Annotated in this window: 18 protein-coding genes; 11 read left to right on the plus strand and 7 right to left on the minus strand. The window is 45.7% G+C overall.

The features are described from left to right. Positions 1-126: 126 nt before the first annotated feature. From HF312_05120 to HF312_05160, 9 genes are all read left to right on the plus strand, one after another. Positions 127-1,809, plus strand: coding sequence for a methylmalonyl-CoA mutase family protein (locus HF312_05120; protein MCU7519576.1), 1,683 nt, complete (start codon positions 127-129; stop codon positions 1,807-1,809). A 10-nt stretch (positions 1,810-1,819) separates the two neighbouring features. Then, complete coding sequence (gene mce, locus HF312_05125; GenBank protein MCU7519577.1) at positions 1,820-2,227, plus strand: methylmalonyl-CoA epimerase; 408 nt, start codon at positions 1,820-1,822, stop codon at positions 2,225-2,227. A gap of 32 nt (positions 2,228-2,259) precedes the next feature. After that, positions 2,260-3,819: an acyl-CoA carboxylase subunit beta gene (locus tag HF312_05130; GenBank protein ID MCU7519578.1), complete on the plus strand. Its 1,560-nt coding sequence runs from the start codon at positions 2,260-2,262 to the stop codon at positions 3,817-3,819. A 7-nt stretch (positions 3,820-3,826) separates the two neighbouring features. Next, positions 3,827-4,099: a hypothetical protein gene (locus HF312_05135; GenBank protein MCU7519579.1), complete on the plus strand. Its 273-nt coding sequence runs from the start codon at positions 3,827-3,829 to the stop codon at positions 4,097-4,099. A 54-nt stretch (positions 4,100-4,153) separates the two neighbouring features. Beyond that, on the plus strand, positions 4,154-4,597 hold the full coding sequence (locus HF312_05140; protein ID MCU7519580.1) for a biotin/lipoyl-binding protein: 444 nt from the start codon (positions 4,154-4,156) through the stop codon (positions 4,595-4,597). Between the two features lie 200 nt (positions 4,598-4,797). Then, positions 4,798-6,012 (plus strand): sodium ion-translocating decarboxylase subunit beta, encoded by a 1,215-nt coding sequence (locus HF312_05145; protein MCU7519581.1) that lies wholly within the window; start codon positions 4,798-4,800, stop codon positions 6,010-6,012. A 345-nt stretch (positions 6,013-6,357) separates the two neighbouring features. Next, positions 6,358-7,281, plus strand: coding sequence for a TerC/Alx family metal homeostasis membrane protein (locus tag HF312_05150; protein MCU7519582.1), 924 nt, complete (start codon positions 6,358-6,360; stop codon positions 7,279-7,281). A 61-nt stretch (positions 7,282-7,342) separates the two neighbouring features. Then, on the plus strand, positions 7,343-8,461 hold the full coding sequence (locus tag HF312_05155) for a sodium ion-translocating decarboxylase subunit beta (protein MCU7519583.1): 1,119 nt from the start codon (positions 7,343-7,345) through the stop codon (positions 8,459-8,461). Positions 8,462-8,474: 13 nt separating this feature from the next. Then, positions 8,475-8,660 carry a hypothetical protein gene (locus HF312_05160; GenBank protein ID MCU7519584.1) on the plus strand — a complete coding sequence of 62 codons (186 nt, stop codon included), beginning with the start codon at positions 8,475-8,477 and terminating at the stop codon, positions 8,658-8,660. A gap of 43 nt (positions 8,661-8,703) precedes the next feature. Here HF312_05160 and HF312_05165 read toward each other — a convergent pair whose 3' ends face one another. Both HF312_05165 and HF312_05170 read right to left on the minus strand, forming a co-directional pair. Then, the gene (locus tag HF312_05165; GenBank protein MCU7519585.1) at positions 8,704-9,183 is read right to left on the minus strand and encodes a TerB family tellurite resistance protein; all 480 of its coding nucleotides are present in this window, start codon (positions 9,181-9,183) and stop codon (positions 8,704-8,706) included. Positions 9,184-9,252: 69 nt separating this feature from the next. Further along, the gene (locus HF312_05170) at positions 9,253-10,587 is read right to left on the minus strand and encodes a dicarboxylate/amino acid:cation symporter (protein ID MCU7519586.1); all 1,335 of its coding nucleotides are present in this window, start codon (positions 10,585-10,587) and stop codon (positions 9,253-9,255) included. A 147-nt stretch (positions 10,588-10,734) separates the two neighbouring features. Here HF312_05170 and HF312_05175 point away from each other — a divergent pair, with 147 nt between their 5' ends. Continuing rightward, positions 10,735-11,688: an ROK family protein gene (locus tag HF312_05175; protein ID MCU7519587.1), complete on the plus strand. Its 954-nt coding sequence runs from the start codon at positions 10,735-10,737 to the stop codon at positions 11,686-11,688. A gap of 154 nt (positions 11,689-11,842) precedes the next feature. Beyond that, on the plus strand, positions 11,843-12,607 hold the full coding sequence (locus tag HF312_05180; protein MCU7519588.1) for a sugar isomerase domain-containing protein: 765 nt from the start codon (positions 11,843-11,845) through the stop codon (positions 12,605-12,607). A gap of 416 nt (positions 12,608-13,023) precedes the next feature. Here HF312_05180 and argH read toward each other — a convergent pair whose 3' ends face one another. The 5 genes from argH to argB are packed head-to-tail and all read right to left on the minus strand — an operon-like array spanning position 13,024 to position 18,099. Continuing rightward, complete coding sequence (gene argH / locus HF312_05185) at positions 13,024-14,397, minus strand: argininosuccinate lyase (GenBank protein ID MCU7519589.1); 1,374 nt, start codon at positions 14,395-14,397, stop codon at positions 13,024-13,026. Next, positions 14,397-15,617: an argininosuccinate synthase gene (locus HF312_05190; GenBank protein MCU7519590.1), complete on the minus strand. Its 1,221-nt coding sequence runs from the start codon at positions 15,615-15,617 to the stop codon at positions 14,397-14,399. The genes argH and HF312_05190 overlap by 1 nt, the downstream gene beginning before the upstream one ends. Before the next feature lie 14 nt (positions 15,618-15,631). Beyond that, positions 15,632-16,099 (minus strand): arginine repressor, encoded by a 468-nt coding sequence (locus HF312_05195; GenBank protein MCU7519591.1) that lies wholly within the window; start codon positions 16,097-16,099, stop codon positions 15,632-15,634. 25 nt (positions 16,100-16,124) lie between these two features. Then, on the minus strand, positions 16,125-17,372 hold the full coding sequence (locus HF312_05200; GenBank protein ID MCU7519592.1) for an acetylornithine transaminase: 1,248 nt from the start codon (positions 17,370-17,372) through the stop codon (positions 16,125-16,127). After that, a complete protein-coding gene (gene argB / locus HF312_05205) occupies positions 17,314-18,099 on the minus strand; it encodes an acetylglutamate kinase (protein ID MCU7519593.1) in 786 nt (261 codons plus the stop codon). Before argB ends, HF312_05200 begins: the two co-directional genes overlap by 59 nt. Between the last annotated feature and the right edge of the window lie 2 nt (positions 18,100-18,101).

The following is an 18,101-nucleotide window of genomic DNA, read 5'->3' on the forward strand; positions in this document are numbered from 1 at the left end:
ATTTTGGGTTCGGAATGTCGTTAAATTGCACTTTAATCAGCATTTGAAAGACAGAAAGAAAAATAAAAATTAAGGCACGCAAGTTGCTTTTATATTGTAGCTACAAATTTTGGAGAGGAAAAGAACATGACAAATAACGAAGACCTTAGGGCAAAAGTACAAACTGCCTACAAGGAATGGGAAGAAAAGGTTTACAAGAAAACTACAGATAAATTTCCTGAAAGACTGAAAAACTTCACTACAGCTTCATTTAATTCTGTAAAACCCTTATACACCCCGCTGGATAATGAAAGCGACGGATATACTGAAAAAATAGGTTTTCCGGGACAGTATCCATTTACGCGCGGCGTCCAGCCCACAATGTACAGGGGAAGGTTCTGGACAATGAGGCAGTACGCAGGTTTCGGTACCGCAAAGCAGTCAAATGAACGCTACCGCTATCTGCTGCAGCAGGGACAGTCGGGCCTCTCGGTTGCCTTTGACCTCCCGACACAGATCGGATACGACAGTGACGACGCGATGGCTTACGGCGAAGTTGGTAAAGTCGGCGTTGCAATTGATACGCTTGCCGATATGGAAGTTCTCTTTAACCAGATTCCTCTCGACAAGGTATCCACCTCAATGACAATTAACGCTCCGGCATCGGTGCTTCTGGCAATGTATATTGCAGTAGCCGAAAAGCAGGGCGTAAGCCGCGATAAGATCTCCGGCACAATTCAGAATGACATATTAAAAGAATATATAGCAAGAGGCACCTACATTTTCCCGCCGAAACCCTCTATGCGCCTTATAACAAACATCTTTGAGTTCTGCTCTAAGGAAGTTCCTAAATGGAATACCATTTCCATCTCAGGCTACCATATCAGGGAGGCAGGTTCAACTGCAGCACAGGAAGTAGGCTTTACTCTGGCCGACGGTATTGCATACGTTGAGGCCGCAATAAAGGCGGGGCTTGACGTTGATAACTTTGCAGGACAGCTGTCGTTCTTCTTTAACGCTCATAACGATCTTTTGGAAGAAGTTGCAAAGTACAGAGCAGCAAGAAGACTCTGGGCCAAGATTATGAAGGAAAGATTCGGGGCAAAGAAACCCAAATCGATGATGCTCCGCTTCCACACACAGACCGCCGGCTCAACACTAACAGCGCAGCAGGTAAATAATAATATCGTCAGAGTTACAATACAGACACTGGCCGCTGTCTTAGGCGGAACACAGAGCCTGCACACAAATTCACGCGACGAGGCGCTTGCCCTTCCGACACAGGAATCTGTTATGATCGCACTGCGCACTCAGCAGATTGTGGCTAACGAAAGCGGCGTTGCAAATACAATTGATCCCCTGGCCGGCAGCTATTATGTTGAAGCCATGACAGACCAGATCGAAAAGGAAGCCGAAGAATATATCAATAAGATAGATTCTATCGGCGGCATGGTTGAGGCAATTGAAACAGGCTACGTACAGAGCGAGATACAGAGAGCTTCTTACCAGTTCACAAAAGAAATGGAATCAGGCGAAAGGATCGTCGTCGGCGTCAATAAATTCCAGATCAAGGAAGAAGAGCCGAAAGGACTTCTTAAGATAGACATGAAGGCGCAGGAAGAACAGGTTAAGTTCTTAAACAAGGTTCGTTCTGAAAGAAATAACGCCCTCGTAGAGGAAAAGCTGAAAGCTCTTAAGAAAGCTTCCGAGGGTGATGAAAACCTGATGCCATATATACTTGAAGCCGTAAAGGCATACGCAGGCATCGGCGAAATCTGCAACACAATGCGTGCAGTTTTCGGCGAATATAAAGAAAATGTTGTAGTATAAGGAGAAATAAATGAATCCAACACATATTGAACACATTGGCATTGCAGTTAAAGACCTCGAAAGTGCCATAAAGTATTATGAAAATGTACTGGGACTTAAGTGCTACGCGATTGAAGAAGTCACAGACCAGAAAGTAAAGACTGCATTTTTTAAGGTTGGGCAGACAAAGCTTGAGCTTCTTGAGGCAACAAGCCCCGAAAGCTCTATAGCCAAATTTATTGAAAAGAAAGGTGAAGGCATCCATCACCTGGCTTTTGCAGTCAGCGGACTTAAGGATGTACTTGGTGAAGTGGAAGGAAAAGGTGTTCAGTTAATCGATAAGGCTCCGCGCAAAGGCGCCGAAGGCCTTGATATCGCTTTTCTGCATCCGAAGTCCACTTTAGGCGTACTAACAGAACTGTGCGAACACAAAGATTAAAGTAAAATATTTAACTGCTTTAGGGAGATAAAATGGCAATTGAGGAAAAACTCCAGGAATTAACCGAAATGCGCGACAAAGCCCGCTTAGGCGGCGGCGAGAAGCGCATTGAGTCTCAGCACCGCAAGGGCAAGTTTACGGCACGCGAAAGAATAGATATGCTTCTGGATGAAGGCAGCTTTGAGGAGTTCGATATGTTCGTCTCTCACAGGTGCATCGACTTCGGGCTGGAAGGACAGGATTATCTTTCAGACGGTGTTGTTACAGGCTATGGTACAATTGACGGACGTCTGGTATATGTATTTTCGCAGGACTTTACGGTCTTCGGCGGAAGCCTGTCGGAAATGTACGCAATGAAGATCTGCAAGGTGATGGATAAGGCAATGAAGGTAGGAGCCCCTGTAATCGGCATTAACGATTCTGGTGGCGCAAGAATTCAGGAAGGCGTTAAGAGCCTTGGAGGCTATGCCGACATATTCGAGCGCAACATCCTGGCCTCCGGAGTTATTCCTCAAATCTCCGCCATTTTTGGCCCCTGCGCAGGAGGCGCCGTGTACTCCCCTGCTCTTACAGACTTCACGATCATGACAAAGGATACGAGCTACATGTTTGTTACCGGTCCCAAGGTTGTGAAGACTGTTACAGGCGAGACCGTTACAGAAGAGGAATTAGGCGGCGCCGCCGTGCACGGAAGCAAGTCGGGCGTTACTCACTTTGTTGCCGACGATGAGCAGGAAGGAATACTTCTTATAAGGAAGATCTTAAGCTATATGCCGCAGAATAACCTTGAAGATCCCCCTCTGAGTCCGTGCGACGACCCGATAGACAGGATTGAAGACCAGCTTAATGAAATAGTGCCTGACAACGCAAACAAACCGTACGACATAAAAGACGTAATACATCTGATTGTGGATTACAATGAATTTGTTGAAGTCCAGCGCCATTACGCACCAAACATCATAGTAGGCTTTGCCCGTTTTAACGGAATGCCTGTAGGTATTGTTGCAAACCAGCCCAACTATCTGGCCGGTGTGCTCGATATTAACGCATCCAGGAAGGCCGCACGTTTTGTACGCTTCTGCGATGCCTTCAACATCCCGATTGTAACGCTTGTTGACGTGCCGGGCTTCCTTCCCGGAACGGCGCAGGAGTACGGCGGCATTATTATTCACGGAGCAAAGCTTCTTTACGCATACGGCGAGGCTACAGTGCCAAAGGTTACCGTTATACTCAGAAAAGCCTACGGCGGAGCATACGACGTAATGAGCTCAAAGCACTTAAGAGGCGACATCAATTACGCGTGGCCGACGGCTGAAATTGCAGTCATGGGTCCCAAAGGCGCAATTGAAATCCTTCATAACAGGGAGCTCCAGGAAATTACAGACGAGCAGAAACGCGTTGAATTCCTCAAACAGAAAGAAGAGGAATACAGGAATAAATTTGCATCCCCATATGTTGCGGCAAAATACGGCTATATTGATGACGTAATTGAACCGCGCAACACGCGCTTCCGCATAATAAGGGCTCTGCAGTCGCTTGCGACAAAGAAGGACGTTAATCCTCCAAAGAAACATTCCAACTTACCATTGTAGAGGATGTATGTTAAGCATATTTAAGAAAATATTCCCGGGCAATAATGGGTCTTCCACTCTGAAGCAGCACGACGGAATGGAAGAGATGCAGGTTCTTCAGAAGGAAGCCAACAGCCTTGGGGTGGAAGGAGAAGTCTATGCGGCAATAGGCATGGCACTGCATATGTACCTTCAGGACATTCACGATTATGAAAAGATGGTGCTTACAATGCAGAGGGTTATGAGGCCTTATTCCCCATGGAGTTCAAAGATTTACGGGCTGCGCCAGTGGCCCAGATAATAAACTGAAATCTGACAAATTACCAAAAACAGCACAAAAATACGGCATAATAAAATGAAAAAGTTCAGATTTAAAATTAACGCCAACCAGTATGACGTCGATATTGTAAATGTCGAGGATAACGTTGCTGAAGTTGTCGTCAACGGCACTACGTACCACGTGGAAGTTGAACAGAAGATCCAGACTACAAAGACTCCAACACTCGTGCGTTCGAAGGCAGAGCCTTCGACGGATATACACAAGTCTGTAGCCCGCACAAGCAATCCTTCCACACCGAAAGGCACAGGAACAATTAAGAGTCCCCTGCCCGGAACGGTTCTGAAGATACACGTAAAGGAAGGCGACTTTGTAAAGATAGGCGACAGGCTCATGACGCTTGAGGCAATGAAAATGGAAAACAACATTAACTCCGATAAGGAAGGCCTTATTAAAGCAATTAAGGTCACCGAAAGGGATTCCGTACTGGAAGGCGACGTTTTAATGGAAATCGGAAGCTGACAGCAGGCAAAAGCTATGAATGCAGTAATAATGCAGACCTTATACATGTACGGCATAGCAGCGGTAATATCGTTTTTTGTCGCATTTATTATTAAAATGATATTCGTGTCGATAAGGATCTTTAAGAAAAATTAGCATAAACTTAACTGAGGCCTTTGAACAGGCGGACTCTTCTTAATCAGTGTGACAAAAAAATGGGAATTCAGAATATATTAAATCTCTTTCAGGGTATAGCCACTCTGGCGGCTTCAGATCCGAAGATAATAATTGCAAGGATAAGCCTTATTTTCTTAGGGATGCTCCTTGTTTATCTAGGTAAAAGAGAAATTCTTGAACCCTTGCTCATGATACCAATGGGTCTGGGCATGTCTGCAATTAACGCAGGAGTGCTTTTCTTCAGCAACGGGCAGCAGGGGAACCTTTTTGTCGATCCGCTAATTACAGATCCCAAGGCTCTGCTTGACATACTGCAGATTGACTTTCTTCAGCCTATTTATACGCTTACATTCAGCAACGGGCTGATTGCATGTTTTGTTTTTATGGGCATAGGTGTTCTTCTGGACGTTGGGTTTTTACTTGCGCGTCCGTTTTTAAGCATGTTTCTTGCATTGTGCGCAGAACTTGGCACATTTGCAACAATTCCAATCGCTAAAGCACTGGGCCTCAGTCTGAATGACGCCGCCTCTATTGCCATGGTAGGAGGAGCAGATGGGCCCATGGTGCTTTTTACTTCTCTTAGCCTTTCAAAAGATCTTTTTGTACCTATTACTGTAGTAGCTTATCTTTATCTCGGGCTTACGTACGGGGGCTACCCGTATTTAATTAAGCTGATGGTGCCAAAGAAGCTGAGGGCAATAAAGATGCCCCCGAAGAAAGCCTCACGCGCCGTCACCTCGGGAGAAAAGATGGCCTTTGCAGCGGTTGTAAATACGGTTTTGTGCCTTCTCTTCCCCGTTGCCGCCCCGCTGTTTGTTTCACTTTTCCTGGGCGTTGCAATAAGGGAGTCGGGTCTTAAGCATTTCATAGATTTTATAGGGGGCCCGCTCCTCTACGGATCAACATTCTTCTTAGGGTTCCTGCTTGGAGTGCTTTGTGAAGCTCATTTAATACTTAATCCCAAGGTTTTAATTCTTCTTGTTCTCGGCATAATTGCCCTTCTTCTCTCCGGAATAGGAGGCATATTAGGGGGCTATATAATGTACTTTATCACCAGAGGCAAGTTTAATCCTGTAATAGGCATTGCAGGAGTCAGCTGCGTGCCGACAACAGCCAAGGTGGCACAGAAATCCGTCAACGAGGTAAACCCCGAAGCGCTCATCCTGCCAGAGGCAATTGGCGCAAACATTTGCGGGGTTATAACTACGGCAATTATAGCAGGTATATACATAACGCTGATTCCTGCGTTCCTGAAATAAGTTGCATACATAAAGCCCCGGCGTTCTTTCGTCCGGGCTTAGAATCAGAGCATTTTAACATAAACGTTCCTTCAGGCAGAAATGAGTGGTAATAATGCTTCTTCACTTAATAAATAGTACCGTTTCAAACAGCGCCATTTCAGTTTTCAATAAAAACCGGGAACAGTTTGGAATTAGTTCCAGCCCAAAGGGGACTCATTTCTCATCTTTATGCCTGCATATGTTTATACTGAATGCTGCCCGTCTGCTCAACAGGGTTCCCTGAGACTGATGTAAGAAAGGAAATGAACTATTTTCATGAAAATTCGATTTTGTAACTAATGGAGAATTATAATGACAATTGAAATGATATTCTGGGCGGCATTTGTGCTCGTCTTTATTATAGTCTTTACGGTGGATATGTTTGTCACCGACCACAGAAATGGGTCCATAGGCATAAAGCAGGCTCTAAGCTGGACAGCCGTATGGATCTCGGTTGCACTCTTATACGGAGCTGCAATATACTTTTTTTATCCGGGAGGAAACGAGAAAGCCACGGCATTTGTGGCAGGGTACCTTACCGAGTACTCACTTTCTGTTGACAACCTATTCGTCTTTATTATGATCTTCTCTGCCATGGCAATAAGCCAGAAGAACCAGCCCAGAATGCTTAAAATTGGTATTCTGCTTTCAATAATCCTGAGGATACTCTTTATTTTATTCGGAGTAGGCCTTCTGCATACATTCCACTGGCTTATTTATGTATTCGGCGTTGTGCTCCTTTTTACGGCCTATAAAATGGCCTTTGCCGGCGACGAAGAGATCGATCCGAACAATAATTTCTTCTACAAGAAAGTTTCAAAATATCTGCCTATTGAGAATAACCCGGATTCACATCATTTCTTTATAAGAAAGAAAGGTATAATCCATGCAACTCCGCTTTTTCTGATCTTTATTCTTATAGGTACTACAGACATAGTCTTCGCCCTGGATTCCATTCCGGCAATTCTAGGCATTACAACAGATTCATTTTTAGTAATTACCTCTAACGTTTTTGCAGTACTGGGGCTCATTTCCCTCTTCTTTGCCCTTGAAGGAATAATGCACATATTCAGGTACTTAAAGCAGGGTGTTGCAGTTATACTCTTGTTTGTGGGCATTAAGATGATCATCTCGGGATGGATTCAGATTCCGATTAGTTTCTCTCTTCTTTTTATCGTTTTAACCCTGAGCGCTTCAATACTTATGTCGGTTATTATTAAACCCAAAGAAGCAAAGGCTGTTGAATAAGCCCGGTTATGAAATTTTATTTTGGTCTAATTCTTTTTTCAGTATTTAGGAGATCTTTATTATGAGTTCTTTATTCGTCGGGCTGATGTCCATCACGTGGCAGCAGATTGTCATGATCGGAGTAGGCAGCCTGCTGATATACCTGGCAATTGCAAAAGAATATGAGCCTTCACTCTTATTGCCAATAGGTTTTGGAGCAATACTTGCAAATATCCCCCTTTCTGCCGCAATTACGCACGGAGGGGAAAAAGGGGTACTTAACATATTTTTTGATGCGGGTATACTTACAGAAATATTCCCTCTTCTTATCTTTGTTGCCGTAGGCGCAATGATAGACTTTTCGCCGCTTCTAAAGAAGCCTTACCTGCTCTTATTCGGCGCAGCGGCACAGTTTGGTATTTTCTTTACAATGATGGTTGCAACACTCTTCGGCTTCTCACTGAAGGAAGCAGCCTCAATAGGCATCATTGGAGCAGCTGACGGGCCGACGTCGATTTATGTAGCCACAAAGTTCGCCAAGGAGCTCCTGGGGCCGATCTCGGTTGCGGCATATTCATACATGGCGCTGGTGCCGATAATTCAGCCTCCTGTAATCAGGGCCCTTACAACAAAAAGTGAAAGAAAGATCAGGATGGAAAGCCACGCCAAAAGCGTCTCTAAAACAGTGCTTATCTGCTTCCCGATTATAATTACAATTTTTGCCGGAATCATTGCTCCTTCATCGGCAGCACTGATCGGATTTCTGATGTTTGGAAACCTTATCCGCGAATGCGGAGTCTTAAATAAACTTTCTCTTTCGGCGCAGAATGAGCTGGCAAGCCTGGTTACAATTCTCCTTGGAATTACAATTGCCTGCACGATGACCGCCGAAAGATTCCTACAGCCCCAGACGCTCATTATTATTGCCCTGGGACTTGTTGCCTTTATTTTCGATACCGCGGGCGGAGTCCTCTTTGCCAAGTTCCTTAACCTCTTCTTAAAGAAAAAAATGAACCCCATGATAGGCGCCGCGGGCATTTCGGCCTTCCCTATGTCTGCACGCGTAATACATAATATGGGTCAGGCAGAGGATCAGTTTAATTTTCTGCTTATGCATGCCGTAAGCGCAAACGTTGCCGGCCAGATAGGCTCTGTAGTTGCAGGCGGCCTTATTCTGGCATTAGTCGGCTCAATGCTGTAAAAAGGAGTATAAAATGATCAGTCAGCAGGCATTTAACAACTTCTGGAACGCCCTTGTTATTACGGGGCAGGGAATGTCAGGAATATTCATATTTATGGGACTCTTTTATATTGCAATCAAACTGCTGGATAAACTGTTCCCGTATGAAGAAGAAAAAATCGGGAAGGGAGCCGAAAAGGAGACTGAAAAGGTTGCATAGGAATAAGTGAGCAATTCCGGGCACACACGCATCTAGTGTGTGCCTAAAGCTCCTTCTTTTTTTTCATCTCATCCAGAACACCAAGCTTGGCGCTGAGGATCTCCCTGGTGTCGAAACCCAGGTTATAGCCTATACTTTTCATCATCTTGTCTTCGTACCTGTCCAGAAGCTCATCAATAAAAACAAGCCGCCACAGGTTTTCCAGTATATCGAATTTTTCTTTCCTGTTAAAACTATTTTTGACCAGTGAAGTATATTCATAAATGCTGCTGCTTTTTTTAACCGAGTTCTCGGCCAGCAGCATCAGCTCCTGAACGTATTCAGGTTCAATCTTGAATGTGGACCTCATAACAGAGACAATCTTTGCCCTTTCACCGGCGTCAAAATTATTGTCGGCGTTTGCAATCTCGAGGAACAGAGCGCATGTGGCAATCTGGATCCTCTTTATATAATTCAGATCCTCCGGGTTTTCACTCTCTTCAGGTACGTTCCCAATTGTAAATAATTCTTTAAGAAACATCATATTTCTTATCCCGGGATGTGTTATTCATGTATAAAAATAAATAAATCCTTTATTTATGCAAAGGGCAAACTAGCTGCCGGAGGCGCCGCTTTGTGAAGCCTCAGCGGCATACCCTTTCTCTGTTGTATCCACCCAGCTGGCAAGCACAATGTCGCCGGTTACATTAACCACTGTGCGCGACATGTCAAGCAGGCGGTCCACGCCCAGGATTATGCCTATTCCCTCTGCCGGGACGCCTATTGTCTGAAGAACCATTACAACCATAGGAAGTGACCCGCCCGGCACTCCTGCCGTACCGACGCCGGCCAGGATGGACAGGAGCACCACCATGAGTTGCTGCCCGAGGCCTAAGTCAATTCCGTAGAACTGTGCCAGGAAAAGCACCGTAATCCCCTCATAAAGTGCCGTCCCGTTCTGGTTTGCCGTGGAGCCCACGGTTAAGACAAAGTTTGTAATGTCTTTATCCAGCTTCAGCTTGCCAATTGCTACACGGATTGAGGTTGGAAGCGTGGCGTTTGAAGAGCTGGTGGAGAAGGCGGTGACCAGGACTTCCGTTATATTCTTAAAGAAATGCACCGGGCTTTTCTTGGCGGCATATTTAATTATGAAACCATAGGTAAAGAGGAGGTGGATTGTAAGAGCCCCCATTACTACGAGCACATACTTTAAGAGCATTGATATTATCTGGAAGCCCAGCTGTGAGGCGGTTGAAAATATGAGCGCCGCCACGCCGTAGGGCGCAAGCTTCATTGCAAAATCAATTATTTTCATTACGACGTCGTAGACGCCCTGCATCGTTTTTGTCAGGTACTCCATGCGTTCCGGACGGCAGCGCGTCATGGCGATGCCGAAGATGAGGGCAAAGAACATGATGGATAAAAGTCCCCCGCCCTGGTAATTAGGGTCGAATGCGCTTACAATTTCCACGAACGGGTTCCGGGGTATTATATCCACAAGTATCTGGAGGAAAGTTTTGGATTCCCGTGCAGAGGTGACAATGCCCGAGACAGCCTGGTTATTGTTCAGTGTCTGCATTAGAAGGTCGCGGCTTGTGCCTGAGATCCCCGCACCCGGCCGTACAAGGTTTACCAGGGAAATTCCGATAAGGACTGAAAGCGCCGTTATGATGACCGTAAAGAAAAGCGATTTAACGCCGACGCGCCCAATTTTATGCACGTCGCTGAAATCTGCCACGCCAAGGACAATTGCAGTAAATATGAGAGGAATAATGATCATAAAGATCAGTCTTAAGAAAACCTGTCCCAAAGGATATGAGACATTTGAAACGATCCACTGAATTTCGGGGCTGCCGTTGAAGAAAATATTGCACAGGAGTCCAGCCAGGAGGCCAACCGCTAACCCGATAAAAATTTTAACGTGAAGTGAAAGTTTTCCTCTTTTCATTCTGCCGCCGGTTTTATTAACAGGTTAAAGAATATACTAATTTTAGACTGAACAAGTTAGTGAAATAAATGTTAATTTTCCCTTGCCTTTTTTAAGGTTTAAGCGCTTATTTTTGCCATAAATAATTAAAACTAATCAGGAGATAAATTGGCTGTAATTGCAATCGATCTGGTGTCTACGGGTCTTACCAGTGCGGCTTTAGGAAACTCCGGCAAAGTCCTGTTCAAAGAATCTCTTAGTATTGAGGGTCTGAAGGGAGCGGAAGTAAGCCGCCTCATCAAAGGCCAGATAACAAAAATATTAAATCTTTACAAGAACAAGCCGATACAGATAAAATCAGCAGGCATTTCTGTCCCCGGCATATATAATTCAAAAACAGGCTGCGTCTGGGCGCCCAACATAGAAGGGTGGGAGGAATATCCCCTTAAGCAGGAAATGAAGTTCTTTCTTATCGAGCATGGCGTTAACGTAAAAATTGCAAACAACAGGACGTGTTATATTTTAGGCGAAATGTGGCTGGGGGCCGCACAGAAGTCCAGAAACGCCATTTACCTTTCTATTGGTAAAGGCATCGGCGCCGGGATACTTGTAGACGGCAACGTGCTCCACGGTTTTAACGACGGCGTGGGCGCCGCGGGCTGGCTTGCTCTTAACGATTCATTTGTGCCTGACTATAAGCTCCGCGGAAGCTTCGAATTCCACGCCAGCGGCAACGGCATACTGAATTCTGTAAGGACGCAGCTCGAAAAGAAAAAGGATTCCTCAGGCGTGCTTGCGCAGAAGGACCCGCGCCAGATTACACTGCACGACATATTTGAAGCATACCGCCTCAAGGATTCAATTGCCAGGAAAGTCCTCCATCAGAGCCAGAAATACTGGGGCATTGCCGCAGCCAACCTGATCAGCCTTTTTAATCCCGAGATGATAATCTTCGGAGGCTCCGTCTTCGGACCGGCGCAGCAGTTCCTGGAAGAGATAAAGCAGGAGACTGCAAAATGGGCACAGCCCCTTTTTATGAAGCAGGTTAAGATCGTAGGCTCTCAGCTGGGCTCGAATGCAGGCCTTATAGGGGCCGGGAACCTGGCGATGAAAAAGTTTTAATTATTTAAGTAGAAAATGTCAATAAGTTTTTTAAAGAAAATTATTCCTGCCGATTTTTTATGCAATCAGATAAATTTCGATTGTAGTTCAGAAAGATTAAGCTGGATTTTTTTCACAACAATATAAATAATCAAAGTATATCAGGAGATAAGAAATGTCGTTAGCAAAGCAGTGGTTAGATAACGCAAGAGGCGTGATGGATAATATTGAATCGACTCAGATGGAAAACATCAGAAAGGCTGCAGAAGCCATGGCCGACACAATAGAAAAGGGTCATTGGGTCCATACATTCGGATGCGGTCACGCTACAATTCCAATTCAGGAAATGTACCCCAGGATCGGCGGGTTCGTAGGATTTCATCCTATGGTTGAACTTCCCCTTGGATTCTTCACACATATTGTAGGCGAAATGGGCGTCCATCAGTTCGTATTCTTAGAGAGAGTTGAAGGCTATGGTGTTGAAATCATGAAAAGCTACAACTTCCATTCTGACGACTGCATGTGGATATTCTCACACTCAGGAATCAACAACGTCAATATCGACATTGCACTTGAAGCTAAAAAACGCGGCATGAAGGTAATTGTATTCGGTTCAGCTGCAGCTGCAAAGGGCAAGAAGACAAGACACTCATCAGGCAAAACCATATTTGATATCGCTGACATCGTAGTTGATTCATGCGCTCCGATTGAAGATGCTTCAGTTCCATTGAAGAACCATCAGGATAAGATCGGACCTATTTCCACACTGGCATTTGTAACAGCCGTATGGATGACAATTACAACTGTAGCTGAAATTCTGGCTGACCGCGGTGTTAAGCTCTACATTCATCCTTCACACAACGTTCCAGGCGACACAACTGCAAAAGACAGGCTCACAGAAGCTCTTGCAGAATACAAGAAAAGAGTGGCCGGAGTATAATGAAATTCTTTCATTAAAGAAGAATAAGCGAAAAAAAAGGCGGGATCACCAACAGGTTCCGCCTTTTCTATTTTTAGCACTAATTGTTTTATATTTTTCCGGTTAATTGATTTCATTTATGATTATCCGATACCCCTAGCTGAAGCTAGGGGCTAGTCATAAAGACAAAATCGTGTTTAATTAGCCGGGGAGACAAGTTCCCGAACGGATAATCGGGGGCTGAAGCCCCAAATGGGAGAGAGGGGAATTTCCGGGTACCCCGACCTAAAAGGTCGGGGTTTAATGACCCCAGACACACCCCCGGGGCTTTAGCCCCAGATTCCGAACGAAGGATCGGGGGTAGTCATATTGTATTTAAAACATCAATGCCCGCCTGGGGCGGGCATTGATGGATCTATATTAAAGGTAATTTTTAATTACCCTGCTAATTTTTTCTTCCATAGATCTATCTGATTGGTAACCATATCAGGATTGGGCGAGCCGTAGGTTTTCTTCCGCTCGAGCGCCGAAGAAATATTCAGGCATTCCACTGCCGAGGAGTCAAAAACGGGATTTATCCCTTTCATCTCCTCAAGCGTTATACTGCTGAAGTTGACGCCCTTACCTTCTGCATACGCTACAAGATGCCCTACAATTTTATGAGCCTCACGGAAGGGAATCCCTTTTAATACAAGCCAGTCGGCAAGATCCGTTGCAAGCGAAAAATCGCCCTTTAACTCTTCGGTAAACCTGCCTGTATTTACTTCCATCGTCTCAACCATCATTCTTCCCAAAAGAAGGCTGTTCAGATAGGTCTCAAAGGAATCAAAAACAGGCTCCTTGTCTTCCTGCATGTCGCGGTTATAGCTTAAAGGCAGCCCTTTCATCGTCGTAAGAAGCGAAGTCTGGTTTCCAAATACCCTGCCTGTCTTGCCCCGGGTGAGTTCAGCCATATCGGGATTTTTCTTCTGCGGCATTAAAGATGAACCGGTTGAATACTTATCCGAAAGCCTGATGAACTTCCATTCCGCGGTTGACCAGAGCACAATCTCCTCGGAAAGGCGGCTTAGATGCATCATTCCCGTTGAGCAGGCATTAAGAAAGTCCAGCAGGAAATCCCTGTCCGAGACCGCATCAAGAGCGTTTCTGCAGGGCTCCTCAAACTGGAGGAGCCTTGCAGTAAGATTTCTGTCCAAAGGAAGTGTAGAGCCTGCCAGAGCGCCCGATCCGAGCGGCATCTTATTTGCCTCTTCCAAAGCAAATTCAAAGCGGCTTTTATCCCGTTCCAGCATTTCCACGTAGGCAAGCAGGTGGAATGCAAAGGATATAGGCTGAGCCCTCTGAAGATGCGTATAGCCCGGAATAAGTGTCCTGGTATGGGCGGAAGCAATTTCAACAAGTGAGCGCTGGAAGAGCTTTATGTCACTTAAGACCTCACTGCATGCTTTCTTAACCCAGAGCCTCATTGCCGTAGCAATCTGATCGTTCCTGCTGCGCCCGGTGTGGAGCTTTCCGGCAGCCGTGCCTATAACTTCTCCAAGCCTGGCTTCAATTGCCGAATGAATATCCTCAAAGATATCTTCATCGGGCTTCCAGGTGCCTGCAGTCCATTCTGCCTCAATGAGATCAAGCCCGTTTGTAATCTGATTATATTCAGCTTCAGTAAGTATACCTATCGCGCAGAGCATCTGAGCGTGGGCTTTGCTTCCCTGAATGTCCTCCAGCGCCAGCGTCTTATCGAAGGAAAGAGAACTGGAGAACTTCATTGCTGCACTATCCAGCTTGTCTTTAAATCTTCCGCCCCAGAGCATCAGGCAACTTCCTTCTTTTCGGCTGACTGTTTGACCTGTGTTATGGTCTTGTACGGAAGGCCGTAGATCTTCATGAAGCCGCCGCTTGCCTTGTGATCAAACTGATCTTCGTCTGTATATGTTGCCAGTTCAACGCTGTAGAGGCTGTATTTTGAGCTTCTTGAAAGGACCTTTGTACCGCCCTTGTAGAGTTCAACCGTTACATCGCCTGAGAGGTTTTCCTGTGTTGAATCAACAAATGCCATGAGGGCGTCAAAAAGCGGGCTGAACCAGAGGCCGTCATAGATCAGGTTAGCAACCTTGTTTGAAACGTCCTGCTTGTACCTGAATGTTTCCTTGTCAAGTATAAGCTTTTCGAGCTCAGCGTGAGCCTTGTGGAGTATTATTGCTGCAGGGGCTTCATAGATCTCGCGCGACTTGATGCCGACGACGCGGTTTTCAATCTGGTCCATTCTGCCTACGCCGTGTTTTCCGCCTAAGACGTTGAGCTTTTCAACAAGTTCAATTGCGCCAAGCTTTACGCCGTTTATTGCTACCGGAACACCTTTTTCAAAAGTAATTGTTACAGCCTCAGCCTCCGAAGGAGCATTCTTGGGGCTTGTTGTCAGCTGGTATGCATCTTCAGGCGGTGCAACCGTAGGATCTTCAAGAACGCCGCATTCAATTGCTATACCGAAGAGGTTTTCATCAATTGAGTAAGGTGATGATTTTGTAACCTTAACCGGTATATTGTGCTTTACTGCATAGTCAATTTCCTCTTCGCGGCTTTTGAATTCCCATTCGCGAAGCGGGGCAATAATTTCAATTCCCGGCAGGAGTGTCTGAACTCCCACTTCCATTCTCACCTGGTCGTTTCCTTTTCCTGTGCAGCCGTGGGAGACTGCATCGGCGCCTTCCTGCTGAGCAATTTCAACGAGCATCTTTGCCAGAAGCGGGCGGCCTATTGCGCATGCCATAGGGTAAACACCTTCGTAAAGAGCGCCTGCTTTCAGAGCCTTCCATACGTATTCTGTAAGAAATTCTTCTCTTAAGTCCTTTATAACAGCCTTTACCGCACCGGTCTTCAAGGCTTTTTCTTCCAGGCCTTCCAGTTCCGAACGCTGGCCCAGGTTTCCAGTTGCTGTAATTATCTCGGCATCATATTTATCATTCAGCCATTTAACCATTACGGAAGTATCTAATCCTCCTGAATACGCTACTACAATTTTCTTCTTAGCCAATTGATCTATTCTCCCTATTTAAGTTTAAAGTCCGGCTGCTGCATCATCATATTCTTTATCAGTGCAACAACTTTATCTACATTTTTGTGTGAATTTGGAATTACAATTACCGTATCGTCACCTCCGACAGTACCCAGTATCTCAACACGGTTCAGACGGTCTATATAATGCGCCACACCCTGTGCCCTTCCGGCAAGCGTGCGGATAACGATCATGGATTCGTTATTCTCAACATTCAGTATCTCAAATCCTATCAGGCGCGCAATCTGCTTGCCCGATTCATAAAGGTTAAGGACGTAACGGGTGCCGGTATCTGTAAAGGTACGTATAACACCGAGCTCCGCAAAGTCACGGCTTAAGGTGGCCTGTGTTATGTGCACCTCCTCCTTTTCAAGGATCTTCAGCATGTCCTCGTGATTGGAGATGAATTTGTTGTTTAATATTTCTTTTATTCTGTTCTGTCTTTTAAGTTTTGCAGACATATATTCTACCAGTTAAGATATTTATTTAATTTTCGTTCAGCACTTCATTAAGCGCCTGCGTAAATGCCACAATCTCCTCCATTGAAATAACAAAAGGAGGAAGCACTCTTATTACCGTGTCGCCTGAGGTGCCGACGATGACTCCTTTTTCGAGGAGCTTCTTAGCGGCCTGCTTTGCCGAGCATCCTTCGGTGAGCTCAAGCCCTATTAAAAGGCCTTTGCCGCGTATGGTTTTTATGGACTCCAGGTTCAGCGATTCAATGGCATTCATGAGCATATTGCCCAGGCGTTCATTCTTTAAGAGCGTTTCACTGTCCAGCATGTCAACAACAGCGTTTGCTGCCGCAACTGCCAGCGGGTTGCCTCCGAACGTTGAGCCGTGGCATCCCGGGGTGATCTCTTTTGCAACTTTCTCAGAGCAGATTGCGGCTCCAAGCGGAATGCCGTTGGCGATGCCTTTTGCAACCGTAATGATGTCGGGCTTTAACTCTTCCCACTGGTGTGCAAAGAATTTGCCGGTTCTTCCCATGCCAGTCTGCACCTCATCGAATATGAGCAGAAGGTCGTGCCTGTCACAGAATTCCCTGAGGGCTTTTAGGTAGCCTTTCGGGGGAACTATAATGCCGCTTTCACCCTGAATCGGTTCAACCATTACAGCCACGAGGTTCCTGTCGTATGCGTCTTCAAGCACACTGCTGTCGCCGAAGGGGAGGTAGCTGAAGCCCGGTGTAAGGGGCTGAAATCCATCCCACACCTTGTACTGTCCTGTAGCCGACATGCTTCCCATTGTTCTTCCGTGGAATCCTCCGACGGCGGTTATGATGTGGCTTCTTCCTTTACCCCACTTTCTTGCAAATTTTATTGCGGCCTCGTTTGCCTCGGTTCCTGAGTTGCAGAAAAACACGCTTGAAAGGCCCGACTTTTCCGCCAGTTTTGAAGCAAGTGATTCCTGTCCTGAAGCCTCAAATAAGTTTGATACATGCCACAGATTGTTAAGCTGGTTTTCAACTGCTCTTTTAATTACAGGGTGGTTGTGGCCGAAGCCTGTAACTGCAATTCCGCTTAAGAAATCGAGGTACTTTTTTCCATTGGTATCCCAGAGGTAAGCGCCGCTGCCTTTTGCAAATTCCACGCTATAGCGTGAATAGTTCTGCATTAAGGCTTTTGTGCCTGCCGGTTTATTTTCTTTATTCTGTATTTCCTGTGCAATATTTTCAGGCTGAATGCTGGACGACCCAGGTTCCGCTACCGCCCTTAGTGCTGTTGTTCTCATTTGTCATCTCCTCGGGATTCTTTGATCCAATCCAGATTTTATTAATTCCTTTGTTTAATAATTCCACGCAGCTGTTGAGCTTTGGGATCATACCATCTGTTATTTCGCCGCTATTAATTCCTTCGGCAATTTTACCTTCATCTATCAAATGCTGAAAAGAGCCGCCGAGCTTTACGCCCTGCACATCCGAAACAAAGAATACTGAATCGGCCTTAAGCGACTCGGCAAGAATTTCTGTAAAGAAGTCTGCGTTAACGTTCATCAGGTTGCCTTCAAAGTCGCGGCACACGCTGGAGAAAACCGGGACAATGTTCTTGTTCAGGAGCTCTTCAATCCAGCCAGTTGAATTTACCTGGCGGGGTACGCCAACAAATCCCAGGTCCTTGTTCACGTTTTCTGCAACAAAAGTGTTTCTGTCAATTCCTGTAAGTCCCACGGCATTAATGTCAGCAGTAATAAGTCGGCTTACGATCTTGGCATTCAGAACGCCTGCCTGAACGGCAGCAACCACTTCCATAATGCCGGCGGAGGTAACCCTCTGCCCGTTATGGAATTTAACCTCGAGGCCCAGTGCGCTTGACCATTCTGAAATTGTTCTTCCTGCACCGTGCACTATTACCACGCCGCCGTAGCTTTTCTGCAGCGACTTAATTGAGTTGACCCAGGCATCATCGGTAAGCACTTCATTTAATGCCTTTCCGCTTATCTTCAATACAGCTATCTTCATTT

Source organism: Ignavibacteria bacterium, assembly GCA_025612375.1.
In the GTDB taxonomy this organism is placed as follows: domain Bacteria; phylum Bacteroidota; class Ignavibacteria; order Ignavibacteriales; family SURF-24; genus JAAXKN01.

Bases quoted from the DNA above. Each gene is read 5' to 3' on its own strand.
- HF312_05200 (MCU7519592.1), bottom strand. From the start codon at position 17,372: ATGAGAACAACAGCACTAAGGGCGGTAGCGGAACCTGGGTCGTCCAGC.
- HF312_05120 (MCU7519576.1), top strand. From the start codon at position 127: ATGACAAATAACGAAGACCTTAGGGCAAAAGTACAAACTGCCTACAAG.
- HF312_05170 (MCU7519586.1), bottom strand. From the start codon at position 10,587: ATGAAAAGAGGAAAACTTTCACTTCACGTTAAAATTTTTATCGGGTTA.
- HF312_05160 (MCU7519584.1), top strand. From the start codon at position 8,475: ATGATCAGTCAGCAGGCATTTAACAACTTCTGGAACGCCCTTGTTATT.
- mce (MCU7519577.1), top strand. From the start codon at position 1,820: ATGAATCCAACACATATTGAACACATTGGCATTGCAGTTAAAGACCTC.
- HF312_05130 (MCU7519578.1), top strand. From the start codon at position 2,260: ATGGCAATTGAGGAAAAACTCCAGGAATTAACCGAAATGCGCGACAAA.
- HF312_05150 (MCU7519582.1), top strand. From the start codon at position 6,358: ATGATATTCTGGGCGGCATTTGTGCTCGTCTTTATTATAGTCTTTACG.
- HF312_05180 (MCU7519588.1), top strand. From the start codon at position 11,843: ATGTCGTTAGCAAAGCAGTGGTTAGATAACGCAAGAGGCGTGATGGAT.
- HF312_05140 (MCU7519580.1), top strand. From the start codon at position 4,154: ATGAAAAAGTTCAGATTTAAAATTAACGCCAACCAGTATGACGTCGAT.
- argB (MCU7519593.1), bottom strand. From the start codon at position 18,099: ATGAAGATAGCTGTATTGAAGATAAGCGGAAAGGCATTAAATGAAGTG.
- HF312_05155 (MCU7519583.1), top strand. From the start codon at position 7,343: ATGAGTTCTTTATTCGTCGGGCTGATGTCCATCACGTGGCAGCAGATT.
- HF312_05195 (MCU7519591.1), bottom strand. From the start codon at position 16,099: ATGTCTGCAAAACTTAAAAGACAGAACAGAATAAAAGAAATATTAAAC.
- argH (MCU7519589.1), bottom strand. From the start codon at position 14,397: ATGCTCTGGGGCGGAAGATTTAAAGACAAGCTGGATAGTGCAGCAATG.
- HF312_05135 (MCU7519579.1), top strand. From the start codon at position 3,827: ATGTTAAGCATATTTAAGAAAATATTCCCGGGCAATAATGGGTCTTCC.
- HF312_05165 (MCU7519585.1), bottom strand. From the start codon at position 9,183: ATGATGTTTCTTAAAGAATTATTTACAATTGGGAACGTACCTGAAGAG.